18 protein-coding genes and 1 tRNA gene are annotated in these 21,865 nt (G+C 50.6%); 10 read left to right on the forward strand and 9 right to left on the reverse strand.

All coding sequences use genetic code 11. The features are described 5' to 3' along the window. Window positions 1-37: 37 nt before the first annotated feature. The 10 genes from CIK99_RS02385 to CIK99_RS15680 are packed head-to-tail and all read left to right on the forward strand — an operon-like array spanning window position 38 to window position 11,799. Window positions 38-337: an AbiEi antitoxin N-terminal domain-containing protein gene (locus CIK99_RS02385; RefSeq protein ID WP_254047691.1), complete on the forward strand. Its 300-nt coding sequence runs from the start codon at window positions 38-40 to the stop codon at window positions 335-337. Next, entirely contained in the window at window positions 337-522 is a 186-nt protein-coding gene (locus CIK99_RS02390) for a DUF4974 domain-containing protein (RefSeq protein WP_094379391.1), read from the forward strand. The genes CIK99_RS02385 and CIK99_RS02390 overlap by 1 nt, the downstream gene beginning before the upstream one ends. A gap of 51 nt (window positions 523-573) precedes the next feature. Continuing rightward, window positions 574-4,119, forward strand: coding sequence for a SusC/RagA family TonB-linked outer membrane protein (locus CIK99_RS02395; RefSeq protein WP_254047692.1), 3,546 nt, complete (start codon window positions 574-576; stop codon window positions 4,117-4,119). Window positions 4,120-4,139: 20 nt separating this feature from the next. After that, the gene (locus CIK99_RS02400; protein WP_094379393.1) at window positions 4,140-5,744 is read left to right on the forward strand and encodes a RagB/SusD family nutrient uptake outer membrane protein; all 1,605 of its coding nucleotides are present in this window, start codon (window positions 4,140-4,142) and stop codon (window positions 5,742-5,744) included. A gap of 30 nt (window positions 5,745-5,774) precedes the next feature. Further along, window positions 5,775-6,689, forward strand: coding sequence for a hypothetical protein (locus CIK99_RS02405; RefSeq protein WP_144007874.1), 915 nt, complete (start codon window positions 5,775-5,777; stop codon window positions 6,687-6,689). An 11-nt stretch (window positions 6,690-6,700) separates the two neighbouring features. Next, window positions 6,701-7,408 (forward strand): fibrobacter succinogenes major paralogous domain-containing protein, encoded by a 708-nt coding sequence (locus CIK99_RS02410; RefSeq protein WP_094379396.1) that lies wholly within the window; start codon window positions 6,701-6,703, stop codon window positions 7,406-7,408. Then, window positions 7,398-8,264, forward strand: a complete 867-nt coding sequence (locus tag CIK99_RS02415; protein ID WP_094379398.1) for a DUF4105 domain-containing protein — start codon at window positions 7,398-7,400, stop codon at window positions 8,262-8,264. Before CIK99_RS02410 ends, CIK99_RS02415 begins: the two co-directional genes overlap by 11 nt. A gap of 23 nt (window positions 8,265-8,287) precedes the next feature. Continuing rightward, entirely contained in the window at window positions 8,288-9,634 is a 1,347-nt protein-coding gene (locus tag CIK99_RS02420) for a hypothetical protein (RefSeq protein WP_094379400.1), read from the forward strand. An 18-nt stretch (window positions 9,635-9,652) separates the two neighbouring features. Further along, window positions 9,653-10,687 (forward strand): TlpA disulfide reductase family protein, encoded by a 1,035-nt coding sequence (locus tag CIK99_RS15675; RefSeq protein WP_254047693.1) that lies wholly within the window; start codon window positions 9,653-9,655, stop codon window positions 10,685-10,687. An 8-nt stretch (window positions 10,688-10,695) separates the two neighbouring features. After that, window positions 10,696-11,799: a TlpA disulfide reductase family protein gene (locus tag CIK99_RS15680; protein ID WP_254047694.1), complete on the forward strand. Its 1,104-nt coding sequence runs from the start codon at window positions 10,696-10,698 to the stop codon at window positions 11,797-11,799. 362 nt (window positions 11,800-12,161) lie between these two features. Here the strand turns inward: CIK99_RS15680 and CIK99_RS02430 are convergent, their stop codons facing one another. From CIK99_RS02430 to argH, 9 genes are all read right to left on the reverse strand, one after another. Then, a complete protein-coding gene (locus CIK99_RS02430) occupies window positions 12,162-13,052 on the reverse strand; it encodes an IS982 family transposase (protein WP_371590816.1) in 891 nt (296 codons plus the stop codon). Continuing rightward, window positions 13,034-13,744 carry a transposase gene (locus CIK99_RS02435; RefSeq protein ID WP_094379402.1) on the reverse strand — a complete coding sequence of 237 codons (711 nt, stop codon included), beginning with the start codon at window positions 13,742-13,744 and terminating at the stop codon, window positions 13,034-13,036. Before CIK99_RS02435 ends, CIK99_RS02430 begins: the two co-directional genes overlap by 19 nt. Before the next feature lie 658 nt (window positions 13,745-14,402). Then, a complete protein-coding gene (locus CIK99_RS02445) occupies window positions 14,403-14,822 on the reverse strand; it encodes a hypothetical protein (protein ID WP_094379406.1) in 420 nt (139 codons plus the stop codon). 357 nt (window positions 14,823-15,179) lie between these two features. Next, entirely contained in the window at window positions 15,180-16,727 is a 1,548-nt protein-coding gene (locus tag CIK99_RS02450) for a YifB family Mg chelatase-like AAA ATPase (RefSeq protein ID WP_094379408.1), read from the reverse strand. A 47-nt stretch (window positions 16,728-16,774) separates the two neighbouring features. Further along, the gene (locus CIK99_RS02455) at window positions 16,775-17,782 is read right to left on the reverse strand and encodes a DUF4369 domain-containing protein (RefSeq protein ID WP_094379410.1); all 1,008 of its coding nucleotides are present in this window, start codon (window positions 17,780-17,782) and stop codon (window positions 16,775-16,777) included. A gap of 29 nt (window positions 17,783-17,811) precedes the next feature. Beyond that, the gene (locus CIK99_RS02460) at window positions 17,812-19,482 is read right to left on the reverse strand and encodes a hypothetical protein (RefSeq protein ID WP_094379412.1); all 1,671 of its coding nucleotides are present in this window, start codon (window positions 19,480-19,482) and stop codon (window positions 17,812-17,814) included. 112 nt (window positions 19,483-19,594) lie between these two features. Next, window positions 19,595-19,680: transfer RNA gene (locus CIK99_RS02465), tRNA-Leu, on the reverse strand. Between the two features lie 130 nt (window positions 19,681-19,810). Continuing rightward, window positions 19,811-20,344 (reverse strand): hypothetical protein, encoded by a 534-nt coding sequence (locus tag CIK99_RS02470; protein WP_094379414.1) that lies wholly within the window; start codon window positions 20,342-20,344, stop codon window positions 19,811-19,813. A gap of 176 nt (window positions 20,345-20,520) precedes the next feature. Then, window positions 20,521-21,864, reverse strand: a complete 1,344-nt coding sequence (gene argH, locus CIK99_RS02475; RefSeq protein WP_094379416.1) for an argininosuccinate lyase — start codon at window positions 21,862-21,864, stop codon at window positions 20,521-20,523. Between the last annotated feature and the right edge of the window lies 1 nt (window position 21,865).

Consider the following 21,865-nt stretch of genomic DNA (forward strand, 5'->3'; position numbering starts at 1 on the left):
CAACAAATTTAGGCTGGTATTCATAAAATAAACGAAGATGGCTACAAAAATACAGCAAATATTAGAGACGGCACCCAATGAATCTGTCTTATTTGGTTCATGGCTTTCAAGCCAGGGATTGGATGCCCGTGGTCAGTATGCTTATATGAAAAGTGGATGGCTTGACCGTATATCGAAAGGGGTTTATAAGATACATGGAACAGACCCGAACTTATTTGCTGCTGTATCGTCATACAACACTCAACTTAGTAAGAGTTGTGTTGTAGGTGCATATACAGCTTTGGAACTTCGCGGAGGGGTCTGTTCGTGTTTGAGAACAGCACGCTGGAGCACCTAATGGACGTGCTGGCACAATGGTACGACATCAAGAAAGTGATCTACACAGACGACAAGCTGCGCAAGATACACTTCACGGGCAACCTTAAGCGCTATGGCAGCGCTGAGCGCATCATGAAGGCCATCATGATGGCTTGCGACGTGAACATCGTGCTGCAGAACGACACGCTCTCGGTGAGCAACTGAGAAAAGCAAACAACTGGTAACAATACATAAAAAACACCTTAAAGAAAAGAGATGATGAAAAGAATCGTGAAAAGAAGTCTGCTGCTCATCCTGGCGCTGATGGTCGCCCAGATGGTGTCCGCCCAGGCTCTCGACAAATCGCGTATTACCGTGGTGATGGAGAATGCCACCGTAAAGCAGTTTCTCGATGAAGTGGAGCGTCAGACAGGAATCGAGTTCCTCTACAATACCGACGAAGTGAAAGACCTGCGTGTCACCGTGAAGGAGACCAATGCCGTAGCCCGGCAGGTGATTACGAAGGTGATGGCCGACATTGGCTGTGAGATCAAGGAGAACAACGGTATCGTGGTGGTCAGACTGGTGAAGGAAGGCAAGAGCCGCCACACCGTGAGAGGCTATGTGGTCGACGAGAACAAAGAGCCGGTGATTGGCGCGCAAGTGAGAATCATGGGCACGAAGATGAATACCGTGACCAATGTCGACGGTGAGTTCTATTTCGACCAGACGATGCCCGAAAAGGCGCGCGTGCAGATCACCTATATCGGCATGCAGACAGTTCACCTGCCCGTGAAGAGCAATATGGTGATTAACATGAAGTCGGACACGCAGATGCTCGAGGGTGTGGTAGTGACCGGCTACCAGCAGCTGGACCGCCGCCACCTGACCAGTTCGGTCACCAGTAAGGACATGAGCGAACTTGAGATTCCCGGTGTGGCCGACCTCTCGAAGATGCTCGAAGGTAAGATTCCCGACCTGGTGTCGTTTAGTAGTAGTGGAGAAATCAATGCTACCAACCGCATCCGTATTCGCGGAACCAGCACACTCATCGGTAACCGCGAACCGCTGTGGGTGCTCGACGGCATCATCCTTTCCGACCCTGTAGGCTTGTCGCCCGATGTGCTGAACGATCCCGACTACATCAACCGCATTGGTAATGCCATCGCTGGCATCAACCCGCAAGACATTCTGCGCATTGACGTGCTGAAAGATGCTGCCGCCACCGCTCTCTACGGAACGCGTGCGGCCAATGGCGTGATTGTGGTGACCACCAAGAGTGGTCGCGAGGGCAAACCCACTATCACGTATTCCGGACAGTTCACCTTTCGTAAACGTCCCTATTATACAGACGATAAAATCAATCTGATGAACTCGGTGGAACGCATCCAGTTCTCGCAATATCTGGCAGAGCAACATTACATCTATCCGCCCAACATGCCTAAGGTGGGCTACGAGCAGGCTCTGAGCAACCTCTATCTGGGCATTTACGACCAGCAGACTTTCGATGAGCAAGTATCAAGGATGCAAACCATGAACACCGACTGGTTCGACATCCTCTGCCACAACTCTTTCTCTCACGATCACTCCGTGTCGGTCTCTGGCGGTTCGTCGAAAGTGCGTTACTATACTTCTATAGGTTATACTGATCAGGACGATGTAATCAACAACACCATAAACCGTCGTTATACGGCCATGGCGAAAATTGACTTTGACCTGACAAAAAAACTGAAGGTGCAGTTCAATCTGAATGGCTATCTGAACAATCGCCAGTATGCACAGTCGGACAACAACCCCATCAACTATGCTTATAACACTAGCCGCGCCATTCCTGCCTACAACAGCGACGGCAGCTATGCCCACTATCTGAAGGCTGGCAACAATGGATTCTATAATTTCAGCATCCTGAATGAATTGGATAACAGCTATAACAAGCAGGAGACAAATGCCGTGACCGCTACGGCCAATGCCCGTTATCAGGCCACCGACGATCTTTTCTTCAATGCAGTGCTCTCGGCCAACATCTCTAATTCGAGCCTTGAAGGGTGGTGGGGCGAGAACACTTTCTATGCGTCAAGTCTGCGTAAAGCAGAGATGGGTGAGGAACCCTCACTGACCAGCACCATGCCCTATGGTGGCGAGCTCTCCTTGCAGAAAAACCGCAACGTAGGTTGGACGGCCCGTCTGCAAGGAAACTACAATAAGTATCTGGGCGAGAACAAACACCATAACATCAATGTGGCGCTTGGTCTTGAGGCATCCAGCTCTAACTACAAGGGTGACAACTATACGCAGCGTGGCTATTATCACGACCGTGGCCGCACTTTTGCCAGCAGCATCCCTCTCGACTATGCCAGTTATTGGAGTTGGGTGAGGACCAATGTGCCCCACATCACCGACACAAAGAGCAACATGGTGTCGGCTTATGCCACATTGTCGTATTCTTATAAACAACTGTTTACGCTCAATGCCAACGGCCGTTACGATGGCTCCAACAAGTTCGGCAGCCGCAGTAACGAGAATCTGCTGCCCATCTGGTCGGTATCGGGCAATGCCAATCTTCAGGAGATCTTTGGCATTAAGGCCAACTGGCTGACCTTCCTCCGTATGAAGGCATCGTATGGTGAGCAGGGAAACATGCTCGACAACCAGACGCCGGAAATGATTATCAAGAAAGGAAACATGTCGGCTTACTATAATGAGATGACATCTACTGCCGCCTATTTTGCCAATCCCGACTTGAAATGGGAGAAAACTCACTCTACCAACCTGGGGTTTGAGGTGGGATTCTTCGACAACCGCCTGCAGCTGGAGGCTGAGTATTATTTCAAGAAGACCACCGACGCCTTTATGAGTAAGAAGATTTCCGATGTGAACGGTTTCGAGTCGTATATCGTTAACTCTGGAACCATCGAGAACCGAGGATACAACGTCACGCTCACGGCTACTCCTGTCAAGTTCAAGGATTTCTACTGGATTGTGTCGGGCAGCATGTCTAAAATATTTAATAAGGTGAAGACTGTTCCTGGCGCAGAAACCTACGAGCTGAATGACTTCCTCTCGGGTACTGCCGTGGTTGAGGGTCAGCCTGTGGGCACGTTCTATTCTTACAGGTTCGCCGGACTGAGCCCTGTGGACGGAGGTCCCTATTTCTATGACTGGGAAGACCGCTGGAACGAGTTGAAAGACCGAGGCAACTACTTCATCTATACCAGTGTGCTCACACCTTCAGGCCGTCGTGAACCCGACATCACCGGCAGCTTCAACAACACGATTACTTATCGCCAATGGCGTTTAGGTTTTACGCTGCTTTACAATCTGGGAGCCAAAACCCGTTTGTTCCGTCTTTTCGACGGATTGAACGGAATGGGTTATTCTTCCGAGCAGAATGTCAGCCGCGACATGCTCGACCGTTGGATGAAACCCGGTGATGAGCAACACACCAACATTCCGGCTATTCTTGGCTATGGCAACCCGGCCAATCAGTACTATAGCAGTCACTGGGCCGATCCGGGACTGAGTGGCTGGTCGGGCAACCCTGCTATTGCCACAAACTCATGGACAATGTATGACTACAGTGATGTGCGTGTGGTCAGCGGTGACTACCTGAAACTGTCCACCGTGAACTTGACCTACGAGCTGTCAGAGAAACAACTGGCAAAGCTGAAACTCCAGCGTCTGGCCATCACGCTGAGCGCCTATAACCTGAAGACATGGTGCGACAGCAAGCTGAGGGGCCAAACTCCCACTCAGGGAGGATTCAGCCAGGTGCAGCTCTCCGACACACCGAGCTATACATTAGGCATCAATATAAATTTCTAAATTAAGGAGGATAGAACGATATGAAAAAAGTCATATATCAATTGTTCTGCATGCTGGGAGTGCTGGCTGCCACTGCCTCATGCGGTAGTTTCCTGGAGGATTATTCGCAAGACGTTGATTACATTCGCTCTTGGAAAGACCTTGACGAGCTGCTCATCGGCGACTGCTATTTGAGTGCTCAGGGAACAGACGGATTCTATTATCAGCCCAACTATGCCCAGTTCCTGCATCTGATTGCCGACGAGGTGGAAGAAAACAACTGCGCATACGACGGTTCGAGTGCCGACTTTGACCACCATCCGGCCGAGTTTGGCTATTACACCTGGCAGCAGCGTGTGGGTATCAACGAGAACTACACGGGTTTTGCCACTGAGAATACCACTTGGACGAAGATTTATAAGTGCATCAATATTGCCAACAACGTGCTTTTCAGCATCGACAAAGTGCCACAGAACAAAGATGCAGAAATAGAAGGTGCAGCAAAGGTGACCGGCGAGGCTCATTTCCTACGGGCATACTACTATTTCTTCCTCGTCAATTTGTACGGAAAGCCTTACAACCCGTCGACGGCAAGCACCGACTTGGGAGTGCCATTGAAAACCAATGCGGAAGTGATAGACATCAAGTACACCCGAAACACGGTGCAAGAGACCTACGATTTAATTCTGAGTGACTTGCAGGCTGCCGAGGAAGCTTTCGGAAAGGTGAAGGCAGAGAAGAAATCTATCTATCGGGCAGACCTGACAGCGGTCTATCTGCTGCTGAGCCGTGTGCATTTGTACATGCAAAATTGGCAGAAGGCTGCCGAATATGCCCAGAAGGTTATCAGCAGACACTCGCGCTTGGTGGATTTGAACACAAATACCGACAAATTTATGCTCAAAAGCAATGCCGAGAACATTTTCTCTATGGGCGGCGATGACCTGCCTGTCATGTTTAAATACATGTATCAGGGACTGCGGGTAAGCAAAAGCCAGTACGACATTTATACCAACAATGACTTGCGCCGTTCACAATGGTTATGGAAATCGGGTAAATTCCAGGGACTGACCATGCGTGAGGTTACCAAAACTTACAATCAGCTGCCCGAAAAGACAGAACCCCGTTATTATTGGTATGCTTATAGCGAAGGATTGAGAGGATATATCCCTGAAGTGTCCTCTATCTTCTGGATGCGGTCGGCCGAGGCCTACCTCAATCTGGCTGAGGCTGAGGCTTATCAGGGGAATGAGGATGCAGCGCGTTCTGCCGTGAACAAACTGCGCGCCGCAAGAATCAAGAAAGACGCAGCAGGGCTGAATATTACATCTAACGGCAGTCAACTGATAAAAGACATCCGGTTGGAGCGCCGTAAAGAGCTGATGCTGCAGGGACACCGTTGGTTTGACCTGCGCCGCTATCGTGTGTGCAGTGTTGAGCCCGAGAAGATTTCAATCACTCACGACTACACCATCTATGCAGAACGTGGAAGGGCAGAAGTGAAAGAAACCCATCGTTTTGTCCTAACCGAGGACGATGCCTCGTGGACATTGCCTATCCCTAACGAAGTGTTGGAATACAACACCGACATGCAGAACAATGGCAACCAGTGGCGGGAATATACGGTTGTTCCCACTAGCGAGTAATCCTTAAAACATTATACATCAGAAAACATCATGAAACGATTATTCTATTCATTTGCAATCATATTGTCGGGCATTTGCCTCTTCTCGTGTGAGAGTGAGGATGCTTTGGAGCCAGACTACAAGAATCCCTCCGACTATTTCCAGCCCGCTGCCGACGACAATAGCGAGGAGGCGCAACTGCGGCGCAAGTTCTTCGCCGATTATGGGTCGTATCTGCTGTTCAACGATACGCTGCAGAATGTGTATCTGGGAAAAGATATCAATGGCGACCCGCGCTATTTCGTCGAGACTATCGACTTGACTTATACCGTAGGACAGACGGGCTATGGTACTTCGCTGTCGTCATACACATTTACTTATATTCCCAATTTCGAGCAAAAACTCGCCATGACGGAGTATTTAGAGACTTATATCCTTCCGCATTTCAGCGATGCCATGCGTCCCTACTCATGGCTGCTCACGAAAACCATCATTGGTAAGATGGACAAATACGACTCGGCACAGACCTTCAGTCCCTATGCAGTGGTGAACCAGCGGTGCGTGGCAGTGGCCTGCAACTATCTGACGCAGCGTGAGCGCACCGAAGCACAGAAAAAAAATTATGCTTCGCGTGTTCTGAACATCATGGTCAGCTCGATGGTGAAAGCCCAGACAGATGCCTTCGGAGAGTTCGAGGCTGTCAGCCACGACTATTACGGACGTTCGTACAGCAGTCTGGGACTGGAGAATGTGAACCAGGAAAAGCTCTACCAGTATGGCTTCCTGGTGGCAGGTAGTCCAGTGGGCTACATGACCGACCTCTCGAACGACATTTCGTCGTATGCCTCCAATGTGGTCGCCTATACCGACGAGCAGCTGGAGCAGCGCTATGGCAAATACGAGCTTGTGATGCTGAAGCACAGGCTGATGAAACAGACTTTGGAACGACTTGGTTATATTTTTTAATTGAACGAGACATGAGGAAATATCAATCTATGGTTTTGCCCCTGCTGGCATGGGTGTTGCTCCTGACTGTCGCTGCGTGCGACAAGGACGATGAGGAAGTGATGGGAAAAATTGCTCCCTCGGCATCTGGAACCTTTGTTGACGAACGCGACGGACATGAGTATCGTTGGGTGAGATATGGCAGTCTGGACTGGATGGCAGATAATTTCAGTTATGATTTGAAAAACGAGCAGAGATGCCTCGTCTATCTGAATGCCGAAGACTATCAGTATAACCGGGCAAGCACCAAGAACCTGGCTAAGTATGGCAGACTATACAATCTGCCCGGAGCACTGGAGGCTTGTCCCGAGGGGTGGCGCGTGCCTACCGATGCCGACTGGCAGAACCTGGAGTGCTGTCTGGGTATGTCTCCCGATGAGGCTGCAAAGATGGACTGGCGCGGAAACATTGCGCATCGCATGTTTTCGCTGGAAGATGATCCGTGCGACCTGAACCTGCGGTTGGGAGGTTATTGGACCACAAACATCAATATGAGCCGCTCGCCCTACCGCATGATGGGCCTTTTCGGCTATTATTGGTCATCGAGTCTTGACGAGCAGAAAGAGGGCATGTATTATCTCTATCGCAAGTTTGCCTACAACCGCAACGAGGTGTGCAGGCAGAGCATCGAGTCAGAGAAAGTGAAACTATACGTCAGATACGTAAGAGATGCTCACTAGGCTGCTTATCCTTTTGACCCTGTGGATGGGCTCGCTGACAGTGAGCGCTCAGGATGCCGACTCCATCAACAAGGCAGCTCAGCATCCGGAGTTCATCCATGTGTATCTGGTCACCATCGGACCCGGCAACGATGCCGTGTCGGCTTACGGCCATGCGGCCATACGCTTGCAGTGTGAGTCGAAGCAACTGGACTATTGTTTCTCGTTTAACATGAGCGACACTGGCCTTGCACCGTTGAAATTTGTTGCCGGTACGGCCAAGGCTGGATTCCAGGCCGTCCCCACCGATCGGTTTGTTGAGCAGTACAGGCAAGAAGGCCGTGCCGTGAGCGAGTATCAGCTGAACCTACTGCCGCTGGAAGAACAGCAGCTGTGGCGGTTGCTCGACGAGGAAATCGTGAAAGGGGCCTACTGGAAGTATGATTTCATCACCGTCAACTGCACGTCGATGTGTGTGTGGATCGTTCAGAGGGCACTCACGGGCGAGCGTCTTTTCTGCCGCAACATGCCGCCAGCGCTGAGTCGGCCATACAAGGAGTTGCTGCATGAGATATCGGCCCATTCGCCGTGGATGGAGTTGTTTTTCAACATCAGGCTCTTCTCCAGGCGCAATGATATAGGTACACCCGATGCGAAGATGGTGCCCGATGTGCTGGCAGCGGTGTGGTCTGACTCGCAGATAGAGGATTCTGCGGGTAACCAGCGCCCGATGATTGTCGGCAGCAGAACAATCTGCCAGCAGAAGGTGGCCTTGACCAGTCCGCTTGTCACGCCCTGCATGGCGGGATGGATGGTGGTGGTAGTGGTACTGGCTGCGGGTGGCATGCTCTGGCACAAACGAAAAAGAAATGTTTAACAATTTAATAGAAAGATTTATATATGAAAAAGTTCTTTATCAATTTGAATGCTAAGCGGCTGATGGTTTCAGCATCGCTGATAGCTGTGTTCTCACTCCCGGCATCAGCCAGTGAAACATGGTATGCCTATCATGCGCAGGTAGAAGCATACCCCACGGGTGCCGGACAGGTGTATATCTCTACAGAATTTGGGGTTCCCGAGTCGGAGCGCCAGTATAGTGAGCGACAGACCAAGGAGATTGTTTCTAAAGATGGCACGCTGTTTGTCTATCCCAAGGCTAATGAGGGATGGCAGTGCATTGGTGTGACGACCGACGAACTCAACGAAAACGAGGAGTGGGTATATGTGGATTCACTGTCCAACATTGTTTACCCTGATCAGGAATACATCACCGTCTCCATGCCTAATGGCATCTATACAAAAATCATAGATCCGGTTACGGGCGAGGAGCAGGATGCCGACTCTGCCACCACAGCGACACTGATGCCGTTGGATCCGAACAACAGTTTCAAAACCATCTTCACCCATGTGGCTGTCGATGAGTTTGACGATCAGAATGCTCTGGGCTCAACGGCAATCAGCAAACTGGCCAACTATATTGGCGACAAGGTGACACTGACGGCCACTCCGAACGATGAGCGCTGCCACTTCGTGAAATGGACACTCGACGGCAAAGACGTGTCGACAGAGGCCTCTATCGATGTGGATGTGACTGGCATTGCCACTTATCTGGCTCATTTCACTGCCGACTCTGCCGAAGTGCTGCACTTCGCTGAAGAGGGTGAATATAAGGTGTGGTATAGTCCCGACACCCGCATTTCTATTCCTTCGAACGTGAATTACTTTGTCCTCTATGCCGACAGCGTACAGAAAGAGGGTGACGAGATTGTTGCCAAGCCCAGTCCTTATCGCTACAGCGTGGACCCTGGCTTTCCGACAATCCTCTACGGAAAAGGCGATGCCCAAATTGTGAAGACTCCTGCCATTCCTTACGGTTTCGGCGACAACCTCTTTGCCTATTCGGGTGCTGACGGTGTGAAAATCGACACGCTTGATGTGGAGAAAAAGTACTACACCTTCGACACCAATGCGGTCGTATTCAATCAGGTGAGCGGTACAATCGCCCCCAACACGGTTTATGTGGGAATACCCGACAGCGTGTTCACCAACGCCAGTAAAGAGGTGCCTGCCACCATTCCTTTGAAAAATCTGTCGAGCATCGCTGCAGGCATTGCCGCACCTGTGGCCAAGCCCGTTGCCATCAGAAAAGGCATCTACACCATCGACGGCCGCCGTGTCAACGCCATGGAGCAGAAGGGTATCTACATCTATGATGGCAAGAAAGTGCTTTATCGTAAAGACAAGTAATCTCTCTTACGCAGAACAATGAAAAAGTTCTTTTACTTACTGACCCTTCTTCTGAGCTTCCATACCATGCAAGCCCAGGAGATGGGTTTTATCATTCATGGACAGGTCAATTTGCCCGACGGATATTCTGTGGGCATCGTCTGCCAAACCGACACCAGCTTTTCGGTGTCTATTGCCGATAGTCATATCAAAGACGGCCAGTTCGTGCTCAAGGGCAAGCATCTGGAAAGTCCGGCCAAGGGTACGCTCATGACCAACAATCTGGAACTCGTGGAGAAAAACCACTGGCCCACCGACTCTATCCGCTGGACATATAATGAGATATTCCTCTCTGACGGCAATCTTACCTTTACGCCCGACTACCGTCTCATCGGCACACAAGTGCAGCGCGACTACAACGACCTGCTCGACATGGGCGGCGAGATGAGTGCCGATGCCTTCGCGTTTATCGACAAGCATCCGCAATCTGTTATCTCGCTCTATCTGGCCAACCGCCTGTTGCAGCGCGGCTACAACCTCACCGACGAGCAGGTGGCTCATCTGGAAAAGACCATCCAGCCGCAAGGTGTCGACGCGGTGCGCGAGAAAGAGTATGCCAAGCGCATCTGTGCTGCTAAGTATACTACGAAGGGCAGCGGCGTGGCCGACCTCGACTTGCTGGATGTGAACGGCAAACGTTGTCAGTTGGCGGGTGTGATGCCTCGTGGCAAATATGTGCTGATTGACTTCTGGGCCTCGTGGTGCGGCATGTGTCTGCATGCCATGCCCGAAGTGGCAGAGATAGCCAAGGACTTCAATGACATCTTCTGTGTGATAGGTGTGTCCATCGACACGAAAGATGCCGCCTGGCGCAAGGCGATGGAGAAACATCCCGAGCCTTGGCCACAGTATATCACCACCAAGCAAGGCTATCAGGACCTCTTCGACAAATACCAGGTGGGCAACGGCGTGCCTTACTATCTGCTTGTGGCTCCCGACGGCAAGGTCATCACCTCGCCCGAGCATCCTTCTGATGTGCGTGAGTACCTAAATGGAATTGCAACAAAAAAATAATGAAGACGATGAAAAAACTATTGTTGACTATCATGTCGGCCATGCTGCTGACTAGTGTTTCTGCCCAGAACGGCTATACCATCACTGGTACGGCAGAAGGAACAGTGAAGGGCGACACCATCCTTCTTTGCGAAATGCAAGGGTGGTTTGCCATGGTGCCTCTCGACACCGCTATCGTGAAAAAAGGCAAGTTCGAGTTTACCGGACAGTTTGACGGTTGCACCCATCGCTATCTGCTTGCCATGCACAAGGGCGAGTATGTGGCCATGGCAGCAATTTTGCTGGAGAATGCGCCCATCAGCGTGCAGATGTTTAAAGACGAGAATAAAAACATCATCGTGGGCGGTCCCAGCGCCCGTTTGTGGGATGAGTATGAGCGCGGAGCCAAAGAGTTCGACGACCGGATGGCTGCCGACTGGAGCGTATGTCTGGACACACTTGTGGCCGAAGACAATAAGATTAAGGAGCGCCTGCTTGTGAATACCTACTCCGCCGACCGCAAGAACTATACCAAACGCTTCATGCTGCAGCACATAGGCACTCCCGTGGCCGACTATCTGCTGGCTCAGACACAGAGTGACTTCACGAAAGAAGAGCAGGTGCAACTGCTGAAACTCTTTGGGCAGCAAAAGCAGCAGTTCTATGCCTATAAAGGCATCATGGAGCAGCGGGCCATCGACCAGCGTACAGGCATCGGAGCACAATTCACCGACTTCAGTATGCCCGACCCGAAAGGCAAGATGATTAGTGTTTCCGACTACGTGAAGAAGAACAAATACACGCTCATCGATTTCTGGGCTTCATGGTGCGGTCCTTGCCGTGCGGAGATGCCTACCGTGGTGAAGGCCTACGACCTTTATCACGCCAAGGGCTTCGAGGTGGTCGGCGTGTCGCTCGACAACAACAAGGAAGCATGGATAAAAGCCATCGACCAGCTGAAGATGCCGTGGCCTCACATGAGCGACATTAAGGGCTGGGGTTGTGCCGGTGCTGCCCTCTACAATGTGAAGGGAATACCAGCCAATGTGCTTATTGACCAGCAAGGAAAGATTGTTGCCAAGAACCTGCGTGGCCAGGATTTGCTTGACAAAATGGCTGAGTTGCTGAAATAAAGTTTTTGAATAAAAGAAAAAGTATTCTTATGCTCAGTTTGATTTTCTTGCTGAGCATAAGTTTCTTTGTTTCTGAACGTGTAGCATTATCAGCTGCAAATATACGGAAAATTATTTGAAGTAAGCGGTTTTACATCCCTATTTTACACGCTCACTTATGATTGGCACTTTCTTTTGCAAAATCTACTTTCCCACGCAGAATGTGACGGGCTGGTTTTGTAAAGTATTACCCCAGTTCGGGTTTATAATCCCATTCATTTACATAAATTGCCTTTGGTGGAATTGCGCATAACTCTTAGTCCCAAGCGGGCGATTTGCTTTAGGAATTAAAGTTTTTTATTTCGAAATGACTCTTGGTGTAGTTAGAACAATTCCAGTTGCCGGGTCTGCTCTATACAGTATCCTTGTAAAGCCTTAGGTTTGTTTTCAAAGAAACAGTATGCCCCCAATGCTGATATGAGATTCATTATGAAGTTGCCTACAGAGCGGTGTCTTGAATGCACAATCTGTGCAGTGTTTTTAAGCAGGTCATTAATAGTTTCTATGATATGCCTTTTGCGTAGCATCATTCTGTCATAAAATGGTATGAGTTTGTTTTTCATGTTCGTTTTCAGTCCAGTAACCAAGTGTATTCCATCCTCAAAAAGGAAGTCGAAGAGTTTCTGAGAAATATATCCCTTATCTGCAAACAGCTTGCCATAGAGGCGTTTAGCAAGGACCTTGAATACCTCAGGATTTTTGTCGCTGACATTGGCACCTGTTAGGACGAATGCGATAATCTCTCCTCTGTCATTGCAGGCCAAATGTAGTTTGAAACCATGACACCAGCCCATAGTCCCCTTGCCATCCGTGGCAATGCCGTCAAAAACCTTGTTGGCATAACGCCTCAAATTGTGGCATATCGGAATCATTGTGGAATCCACAAATGATATCCCCATACACCTGCCAAAGGCACGAAGGTTCAGGAAAAACATAAGTTGAAAGAAAACGCGGCCTTCCAGTTCAACGAAACGATTATACGACACTGCCGTTGGGAAATAGCTCCTGAGGACACCCTTTATATATGTAAAATAATAGTGCTTGAAATTGCGAAAGCTTCCAAAGTGAAACAGCAGTAATATAGTCATTATTTCACTGTCTGACATTGAGGCGGATTGCCTTCGGCGACGTCTATCATCGTAATCGTCTCCACGATGACGTATTGCATATATCAAAAAACCGCTAAGAGGCGAGCTTAGCGGTTTTCTTTCCATTTGTCAGGCAGAAGCATCCTGTATTTCTCCAAAGGTGTATTAGGAGGCAATGCTGCAGCTTTGTTAATAACGTCCGATATGTATTCGAAGAAGTTCACGCCGTTGAGTCTGCACAAGCACACGAGGGAGTAGAACATGGCTCCCCGTTCGGCCCCCTTGTGGGAACCGAAGAACAGCGAGTTCCTCCTTGACAGCGAGATGTAGCGGTTTAGTCTCTCGATGTCGTTGTTGTCCAGATGGTAGTCTCCCCTTTTGAAGATGTTCATCAGCGCATCCCATTCTCCGAGCATGTAGTGCACAGCGTCATATTTCTCCGTCTTTGGCAGTATTGTCTTGTCGGCTGCCATCCGGTCGAGCTTTTTCCTTATGATTTTCATTATCGGCCTGCACATGTCCTTCCTCCATTTCCTGTGCTTGGCCTCGATCCACCCATTCTGTCCGATAATGTGCTTGTGATCCAGATGGTAAATGTAGTTTATCAGCCTGACTATCACCTTGCAGTCGAAGTCTTCGCCACAGTCGAGGAACTTCCTTTTCACATGTTGGAAACATGCAAGTCTGAGGAACCATTTCCCCGCGCTCTTGTATGTCCTGTGGCACTGTCTCGATATCATAGTAAACCTTGCGCTTGGCGCCGTTGTTGGTGTGCGGTCTCTCCTTTTTGTCATGAGACTCTTCCGATTCAGTATCATTGTTACTGTCGGGTGTTTCAGTCTCCTGTGCGGGCGGTGTCTGCTTCTCCGACTTGTTGCGGTTGAGCTTGCCGAGGACCTTCAATGCCCTTTTCGTCTTTTCCTCCTCCTCTCCCTTTTGGACAAGAAGCGCCTTAAGGCTTGCCCGCGGATCCTTGTTGAGAAGCTCAAGATAACTGTTCCAAGTCTCCTCATAACGTTCTTCTGCTGTTTTCATTGTTACCTCTTTTGTAAAAAACGCGACAAAGGTAAACAATTAATTTGGACGACGCAATACGTCATCGTGGAGACGCTTACTAATAATGCTATGGTTTTTCTCATGATATAGCAGTGTTCAGATGTCATAATAATACCTAATCATAATTTTAGTAGATACCCATTATAATTTATAGTGGATACCCAAAGTAAATGTATCACAATCGGGCAAATGGTTTATGTTCCGCAGTGCGGAATGTACGTTCCACAGTGGCGTATGTACATTCCGCAGTGGTGAACGTACGTTCCGCACTGCGGAATATAACTCAATTCCCCTTTTTATCCAAATTCATTTCCCCTTTCTTTATACATTTCCAACGAGCAAGATGATACATTCACTACAGTAATTCACAAAAACCTTAAATAATATAAATTTTCTTTGTACTTTCGATGATATCTTCGGTCAACCCAAACATGGCTCACCTCCTTTCCGGTAAAGGGACAGGAAAGACACCAACGCCTTGGCGCTGCAGCGCTTGATGTTGACAATCGTCCCGTCTGGGAAAGTGAGCGACACACCGGACAACAAGTCCGCATCTGGCATGGGGTTGCCGGATGCCGTTTCATCCGCTGTGACTGGCAGGAACATTGAAGTCGTATTGCATGAGACAGGTTCGCCTGACAGTGACTTACGATGGCACTCCCTGATTTTAGCCTTGGCATCATAAACGCTAAGCCCATTGTGCGACATCCATTTGGTCATGCCGCGATAATACACACTCTTTAACTTTGTAAAGGATACCAGGCTTGCCCGCGGATCCTTGACGAGAAGCTCAAGATAACTGTTCCAAGTATCCTCATAACGTTCTTCTGCTGTTTTCATTGTTACCTCCTTTAAAAAACTCGGCAAAGGTAAACAATTAATTTGGACAACGCAATACGTCATCGTGGAGACGCTTACTAATACTACATTAAAAGCATTACGTTCTCGTTGTGGTATAAGCATAGCCATTGGTACGGTCGTACCACAACTGGTGTCACGACCGTACCATAACTATGGAACACTCGTGTCGCTAACTGTGGTACTGTCGTGTCACAAGAGTATTCAGTTGATATCTTTGTGGTTTATCTATTTAAGTTGTGGTTCAACTATTTAATTTTACAAGTTATCGTCTTATTTATATTACAGGTTGCCAAGTTAATTTATTATTTGTAATGCTTGTTGACTCTTATTCAAATGCTACCGGTATGGCCGTTCTGCCCAGTCGCCTCTGTCAAGGCTTCTGTAGGCGATGGCTTCGGCGAGGTGGATGGGTTTGACGTCGGCTGACGCGTCGAGGTCGGCGATGGTGCGTGCTACTTTCAATATGCGATTGTAGGCTCTGGCGCTGAGGTTGAGCTTGTGCATGGCTTTCTTCAGGAGGGTGATGCCGGCTTCGTCGGGTGCTGCATATTCGTGGATCATGCGCTCGGTCATCTGTGCGTTGCAGTGGATGTGTGGAATTGACCTGTATCGCTCTTCCTGCATCTTTCTCGCGGCGATGACACGCTGGCGGATGCTGCTGCTGGGTTCGCCCTTTTCTGCCTTTGAGATCTCCTCGAACGGCACGGGCTGTATCTCACACTGTATGTCGATGCGGTCGAGCAGCGGTCCGCTGATCTTGTTCATGTAGCGTTGTATCTGGTTGGCTGTGCACACGCAGGTGTGGGTGGCGTCGCCGTAATATCCGCAGGGACAAGGATTCATGGAGGCGACGAACATGAACGAGCAAGGATATTCGATGGTGTATTTGGAGCGACTGATGGTGATCTTGCGGTCCTCGAGGGGCTGACGTAACACTTCGAGCACGCTGCGGTTGAACTCAGGCAGCTCGTCGCAGAAGAGCACACCGTTGTGTGCCAACGAGATCTCGCCTGGCTGGGGATTGATGCCGCCTCCAACGAGCGCCACCTGCGAGATAGTGTGATGGGGCGAGCGGAACGGGCGTTGGGAGATGAGTGACGTGTCGCGGCTGAGGGCGCCGGCGATGCTATGTACCTGTGTGGTCTCAAGGCTCTCAGCCAACGAGAGGGGTGGGAGGATGGATGGGAGGCGTTTTGCCATCATCGACTTGCCGCTGCCTGGAGGACCTATCATGATGATGTTGTGGCCGCCGGCAGCCGCCACTTCCATGGCGCGCTTTACGGTCTGCTGTCCTTTGACGTCGGCAAAGTCGAACTCGAAATGGCTCTGTTGCTCGTAGAATATCTTTCGTGTGTCGATAAGTTCGGGTTGTGCCTCTCCTCCTCTTAGGAAGTCGATGACCTCGGCGATATTTTCCATGCCATAGACGTCGAGGTTGTTGACCACGGCAGCTTCCCTGACGTTGGCTTTCGGGACGATGAGGCCCTTAAACTTCTCTGCCCTTGCTCTTATGGAGATGGGCAGTGCGCCGCGCACGGGCTGCAGACGGCCGTCGAGTCCTAACTCGCCGATGAGCATATAGTCTGACAGGCGGTCGGCATTGAGCTTCTCATCGCATGCCAGTATGCCGATGGCTATGGGGAGGTCGTAGCCGCTGCCTTCTTTCCTGAGGTCGGCTGGAGCCATGTTGATGGTGATGTCGGCCACGGGGAAACGGAAGCCGTTGTTTTCGAGTGCGGCTTTGATGCGGTCGAGGCTTTCGCGGACGGCATTGTCGGGCAGTCCTGTGAGATGACACATCACTCCCCGACTCTTATGTACCTCTACTGTGACTACGGTGGCGTCGAGGCCATTGACGGCTGCGCAAAATGTTTTTACGAGCAATGTATGAACGGTTTTAATTGGTTATTATTAATTATTATAATGTTATATTATTTTTTCCCCAACACCTCTTTGATTTTCTCTTCTATCTTGTCGGCTCTGAGGTCGCGTGCGATGATCTTGCCTTTGGAGTCGCAGATGATGTTGCCTGGTATTGTGGCGATGCCGAGGGTCTTGAGGATGGGCGACTGCCACATGTTGCCGTTGCATATGTTGCTCCACTTGATAGAGTCGGAGGTGACGCGGCGGCGACAGTCTTTGATGCTCGCGTCGAGGCAGATGCTGATGGCCTCGATGTCGTTGCCGTGTTCTTTCTTTTTCCTTACTATTAGGCGCTGGATGTTTTGGCTTTCGTAGTTCCAGCTTGCCCAGACGTTGATGATGTTGAACTTACCAGTGAGGGCGCTGTTGCTGGTTTTCTTTCCGTTGATGTCGATTGCGGAGAACCGTGGCAGAGGTTCGCCTACCTGTATGTTCTTCTGAGTGTCGAGGTGCTTCAGGAGAAGGTCGGTGGCGGCATCGCTCGGATTGGCCTTTTTCATGTCCTTTGCCAAGAGGGCAGCCTTCTTGTAGTCGGGCTGTGGGCTGTCGATGAAGTACTTACGGAGCAGGTAGCGGCTGATGATGGATGTGGGGTTGGCGTTGATGAACTTCTCGGCCTCGCGTTTCACCTCGGGCGGCGTGAGGTTGGCAGCCATGAGTCGCCATTCGGTCATCTGCTCGTTGATGTCGGTGCCACTGACTTCGACTTCCTTTAGATGGGAGGCGTCGCCGCTGAGTTTGGCGGTGGCACCCGACTCGCCGAAGACGGGATGTTCGGAAAAGTTGGGGAAGACGATGATGAACGTGGCGGTGGTGTCGAGCGGCGTGTCGTATTCGAACCGTCCCTGGCTGACCGTTATGGTGTCAAGGCCGGGGATGGCGCCGTCGGTGCTATAAACATAGAACTCACCCTGGTTGAAGTTCCTTAGCCGACCGGAGATGCGGAAATGTCCGCTCTCGGCACCGCAGGATACCAGAACCAGGGTGAGTAGTATATATCCAATGAATTTCTTCATTATGACATGTTAAGAGTGTAACGTCAGTATTACTTGCTTACGTTAACGAGCTCGAGGTCGTTCTCAGCATACTTGGCGTATGAAGAGTCCTTGCTGATGGCAGCCTTGAGGGCTGTGGCAGCTGCGCTGTTGTTGCCAAGACGAGCGTTGAGGATGGCCTTGAGATACTCAGTTGTGGCGTCGCCGTTCTTGATGTTGTTGAGTGTACTTGTGGCGGCGTTGTAGTTCTTGTTGAGGATCTGTGCCAGGGCAGCGCTGTTGCTGTTGATGTTGGCGAAGTCCTGCTCAGCCTGTGCGTAGTTGCCCTTCATGAGGTTGAGGTTACCTACGATCTCGCTGAGACCGAAGGCGTTGGCTGCCTTGGCGATATAGTTCTCAGCGTCGCGAACGTTGCCTTCAGCGAGAGCGATGAGTCCGAGGTTGGCGTTGCTTTCAGCATTGCTGCCATCTACGCTCTGAGCCTTCTGTGCATAGTTCTTTGCTGCGCTGAGGTCGCCCTTTGCGAAGGCGAGTGTAGCGAGGTTGTTGTAAGCGCGTGCGTCGTTGTAGAGCTCGGCTGCTTTCTTGTAGAATGCTTCCTTTTGAGCGTCGTTGACGAGTGTGGCACCGTAGATGAGCTCCTCGTTGCTGAGCTGAGAAGCGTCGTTGCCAAACTGCTCTACGATCTGAGCGTCGCTGCGGCCGATGACCTCATAGTTGAGGGTGAGGCGTGCGCGGCGGAGTTCGGGCAGGATGCCGTCTGCCAACTCGCGGAACACTGCGCTCATGTTCTTGATTTGCTGCTCGCGCTCCTCTGGATCTTTGTACATAGAGAGCACGCGGAGAATAACGTCCTTGTCCTGGATGTCAGATACCTTTACCAGCTCCTGGAAGCCTTCCCAGTCCTGAGCGGTGTATTTAGCGTCAACGGGAGCCTCTACCTTAGTGTTCTTGAGGGTCTTGTTGACAAACTTCTCGGTGTTGTTCTGGCGCTGAGCGGCGAGCTTGTCGTTGAGCTTCAGACCGCCATCAGGAGAAGCGTAGGCAGAAACCTCTACGTTCTTGAGGTTGAGACCTTCCTTGTCGGCGTTGATCTTCTTCAGCATCTCAACGAACTCCTTAACAGAGTTATTTTTGAGTTCGCTCTTGCGGAGAGTGGCCTGCTGGATGAGGAACTTGATGTTAGCCTCCTGCTTGTGCTCGATGATGCGCTGATAAGCATCCTGAGCCACGCTTGCCTGAGCCGACTTTACGGTGCGGCCGCTGAGTTCAGATGTAGCGACGATGCCGTCAGCCACCTTCACTGCGGGAACGTCAACCTTCTTGCTTCCGATATAAGCATCGAAAGTGAGGTAGAGTTCGCTCTTCTGCATCTCGGGAACATACTTGAAGTTGGTCTTCATAGAGTAGTTGCCGCCGACCTTGTAAGAGATGGTTTGGTTGTTGCCCTGCACCTTCTCGCCCTGGAATGTGGCGCCAGTGCCCTGTACGGCCTGTCCGTTGCCATAGCGGAGTTCTGGGATGACGGTGACAGTGGCCTTTTTCTTCATGTATTTCTCCGGGAACATGCCATTGATGGTGGCGGGCACCTGACCTGCTGTTGTCTCCAGTGGGTTAGGGTCAACCTTGAAATTGTCCGATGAGAGTGCTCCGAGCTTAGAGCAAGACGACAGGATCATCATTGAAGCTGCCGACAAAAGCAATAAATTTTTCTTCTGCATATTTTTATAAGTTAATTAAACGATTACGTAGCTATTTCGCGTGCAAAGTTACAAAATTCTTTATAAAGGCGGGGAAATAACGCGTGCTTTTTATGTAATATTAACTGATAAGTGCCGCGAGCGGGACTCGAACCCGCACAGCCATTACTGGCCAAGGGATTTTAAGTCCCTCGTGTCTACCAATTCCACCATTGCGGCTTGTGCTTAAAAAGCGTTGTGGCGTTTTGCGTTTGCAAAGGTACGACAAAAAATGTAGAATGAAGAATATAGGCGTAAGATTTTCTGTCTTTTAACTATTTTTTTGTTTTCTCTTTGCCTCTTCAAGGTGTTAGTTGTGGATTTGTATCATCGTCCCGTTGGTCTGTATGCGGTATTCTTTGAGGCGTTCGCCGTCGTTGGAGATGCCCGAGGTGAGGTTGAAGGTGCGTTGGCAGCGGCTGCATGACACAGACTGTCCGTTGGCGGTCCAGGCGAGTGGATGTGAGGTGGTGGAGGTGTTGTCGAGGCAGAAAGGGCATTGGCGGTCGTAGGCGCGCCATTCGCCGAAGGGCGTGCAGCCGACGATGAGCTGTCCGTTGGCGCCCATGTTGTCGTAGTTGAGCCGGTTGTTTTCTATCTCGGTGGTCAGGGCGATATCTTCCTGGATGTCGCCGTTGTTGGGATGGACATAGAGGTGGTTTACCCCCGCCTTCTTCTTTACTTCTATCCACACGAAGAGTCCGGGATTGTCGAGTACGCGTGCCAGGATGCTGGTCTGGTGATAGCTGGCATAGAAGGTGAAGTTGCAGGGATAGGCGGTGGAGTACCTGTTGCCGTCGGTGGAACAGGAGGTGAGGAGGATAAGTGAAGTGAAGAGGACCACGAAGGCGATTTTGAGAATATGGGAAGGTAAGGAAGTTAAAGACGTATGTTTAAGAAGAGAAAACTTCCCTTCTCGAAAGTACTTCTCTTCCCGAAAGTACTTCCCTTCTCGGAACCGAAAGACTGTTGTCTTTAACTTCTTTAACGTCCTTAACGTCCTTACCTCCATAACTTCCTTTACTCCTTTACTTCTTCCAGCAGTTTTGCTTCCGCTTCTGTCATCCGTTCGAAGTGGAAGTCGTGGAAGATGCTGTCCATGAGCTCTACTATCTTGTCGTTCATCAGATTGCCTATGCTGCCCTCGTGGGTGTGGTGTATGTCCTTGACGGGCGTGAACTTGCCAGCCTCGATGTCGAGCCCCACCTTTTTGTAAGCGTCGCGGAAGGGCATTCCTTCGGCTGCGAGGCGGTTGACCTCTTCAACGGAGAACATAGGGTCGTACATAGGGTTGTCGAGGATGTGCTCGTTGACCTCGATCTTGTTGATGATGTACGCCGCCATCTGCAGACAGTCTTTGAGCTCGTCGAAGGCAGGGAGGAACACTTCTTTTATAATCTGCAAGTCGCGGAAGTAGCCGACTGGCAGGTTGTTCATCATCAGCATGATCTGCTGTGGCAGGCTCTGCAGTTTGTTGCTCTTGGCGCGGATGAGTTCAAAGACGTCGGGGTTTTTCTTGTGAGGCATGATCGACGAGCCCGTGGTGCACTCCTTTGGCAGTTTGACGAAGGAGAAGTTCTGGCTGTTGAACATACACGCGTCGAAAGCCATCTTCGCCAATGTGCCGGCGATGGTGGCGATGGCAAAGCCCACGTTGCGTTCCATCTTGCCGCGTCCCATCTGTGCATAGACCACGTTATAGTCCATGGTGTCGAAGCCGAGCAGACGTGTGGTCATGCTGCGGTTGAGCGGGAATGACGAGCCGTAGCCTGCCGCCGAACCGAGCGGGTTGCGGTTGGTCATGCGGTAAGCCGCCTGCAGGAAGAGCATGTCGTCGGCGAGGCTCTCGGCGTAGGCGCCAAACCACAGTCCGAAGGAGCTGGGCATGGCCACCTGTAGGTGGGTGTATCCTGGCATGAGCACGTCCTTGTACTGGTTGCTCTTCTGTATGAGCTCGTCGAAGAGAATCTTCACCTCCTCGGCGATATCCTTCAGCTGGTGGCGTGTGAACAACTTCAGATCGACGAGCACCTGGTCGTTGCGCGAGCGTCCGCTGTGTATCTTCTTGCCCATGTCGCCCAGTTTCTCGGTGAGCATAGCCTCTACCTGCGAGTGAACGTCTTCCATGCCGTCGTCGATGACAAACTCTCCGCGTTCGCAGATGCGGTAGATGTTTTTCAGTTCGGTGAGCAGCGGCGCGAGCTCTTCCTTCTTGAGCAGTCCGATGCTTTCGAGCATGGTGATGTGAGCCATGGAGCCGAGGACGTCGTATTTGGCGAGATAGAGGTCCATCTCGCGGTCGCGTCCTACGGTGAAGCGTTCGATCTCCTTGTTTATCTCAAAGTTTTTTTCCCAGAGTTTCATT

Origin of the sequence: Prevotella sp. P5-92, assembly GCF_002251245.1 — a bacterium.
GTDB lineage: Bacteria > Bacteroidota > Bacteroidia > Bacteroidales > Bacteroidaceae > Prevotella.

Bases quoted from the DNA above. Each gene is read 5' to 3' on its own strand.
- CIK99_RS15680 (WP_254047694.1), top strand. From the start codon at position 10,696: ATGAAAAAACTATTGTTGACTATCATGTCGGCCATGCTGCTGACTAGT.
- CIK99_RS15675 (WP_254047693.1), top strand. From the start codon at position 9,653: ATGAAAAAGTTCTTTTACTTACTGACCCTTCTTCTGAGCTTCCATACC.
- CIK99_RS02460 (WP_094379412.1), bottom strand. From the start codon at position 19,482: ATGCAGAAGAAAAATTTATTGCTTTTGTCGGCAGCTTCAATGATGATC.
- argH (WP_094379416.1), bottom strand. From the start codon at position 21,864: ATGAAACTCTGGGAAAAAAACTTTGAGATAAACAAGGAGATCGAACGC.
- CIK99_RS02415 (WP_094379398.1), top strand. From the start codon at position 7,398: ATGCTCACTAGGCTGCTTATCCTTTTGACCCTGTGGATGGGCTCGCTG.
- CIK99_RS02400 (WP_094379393.1), top strand. From the start codon at position 4,140: ATGAAAAAAGTCATATATCAATTGTTCTGCATGCTGGGAGTGCTGGCT.
- CIK99_RS02420 (WP_094379400.1), top strand. From the start codon at position 8,288: ATGAAAAAGTTCTTTATCAATTTGAATGCTAAGCGGCTGATGGTTTCA.
- CIK99_RS02430 (WP_371590816.1), bottom strand. From the start codon at position 13,052: ATGGAAAGAAAACCGCTAAGCTCGCCTCTTAGCGGTTTTTTGATATAT.
- CIK99_RS02435 (WP_094379402.1), bottom strand. From the start codon at position 13,744: ATGATACTGAATCGGAAGAGTCTCATGACAAAAAGGAGAGACCGCACA.
- CIK99_RS02405 (WP_144007874.1), top strand. From the start codon at position 5,775: ATGAAACGATTATTCTATTCATTTGCAATCATATTGTCGGGCATTTGC.
- CIK99_RS02455 (WP_094379410.1), bottom strand. From the start codon at position 17,782: ATGAAGAAATTCATTGGATATATACTACTCACCCTGGTTCTGGTATCC.
- CIK99_RS02410 (WP_094379396.1), top strand. From the start codon at position 6,701: ATGAGGAAATATCAATCTATGGTTTTGCCCCTGCTGGCATGGGTGTTG.
- CIK99_RS02445 (WP_094379406.1), bottom strand. From the start codon at position 14,822: ATGAAAACAGCAGAAGAACGTTATGAGGATACTTGGAACAGTTATCTT.
- CIK99_RS02390 (WP_094379391.1), top strand. From the start codon at position 337: ATGGACGTGCTGGCACAATGGTACGACATCAAGAAAGTGATCTACACA.
- CIK99_RS02385 (WP_254047691.1), top strand. From the start codon at position 38: ATGGCTACAAAAATACAGCAAATATTAGAGACGGCACCCAATGAATCT.
- CIK99_RS02395 (WP_254047692.1), top strand. From the start codon at position 574: ATGATGAAAAGAATCGTGAAAAGAAGTCTGCTGCTCATCCTGGCGCTG.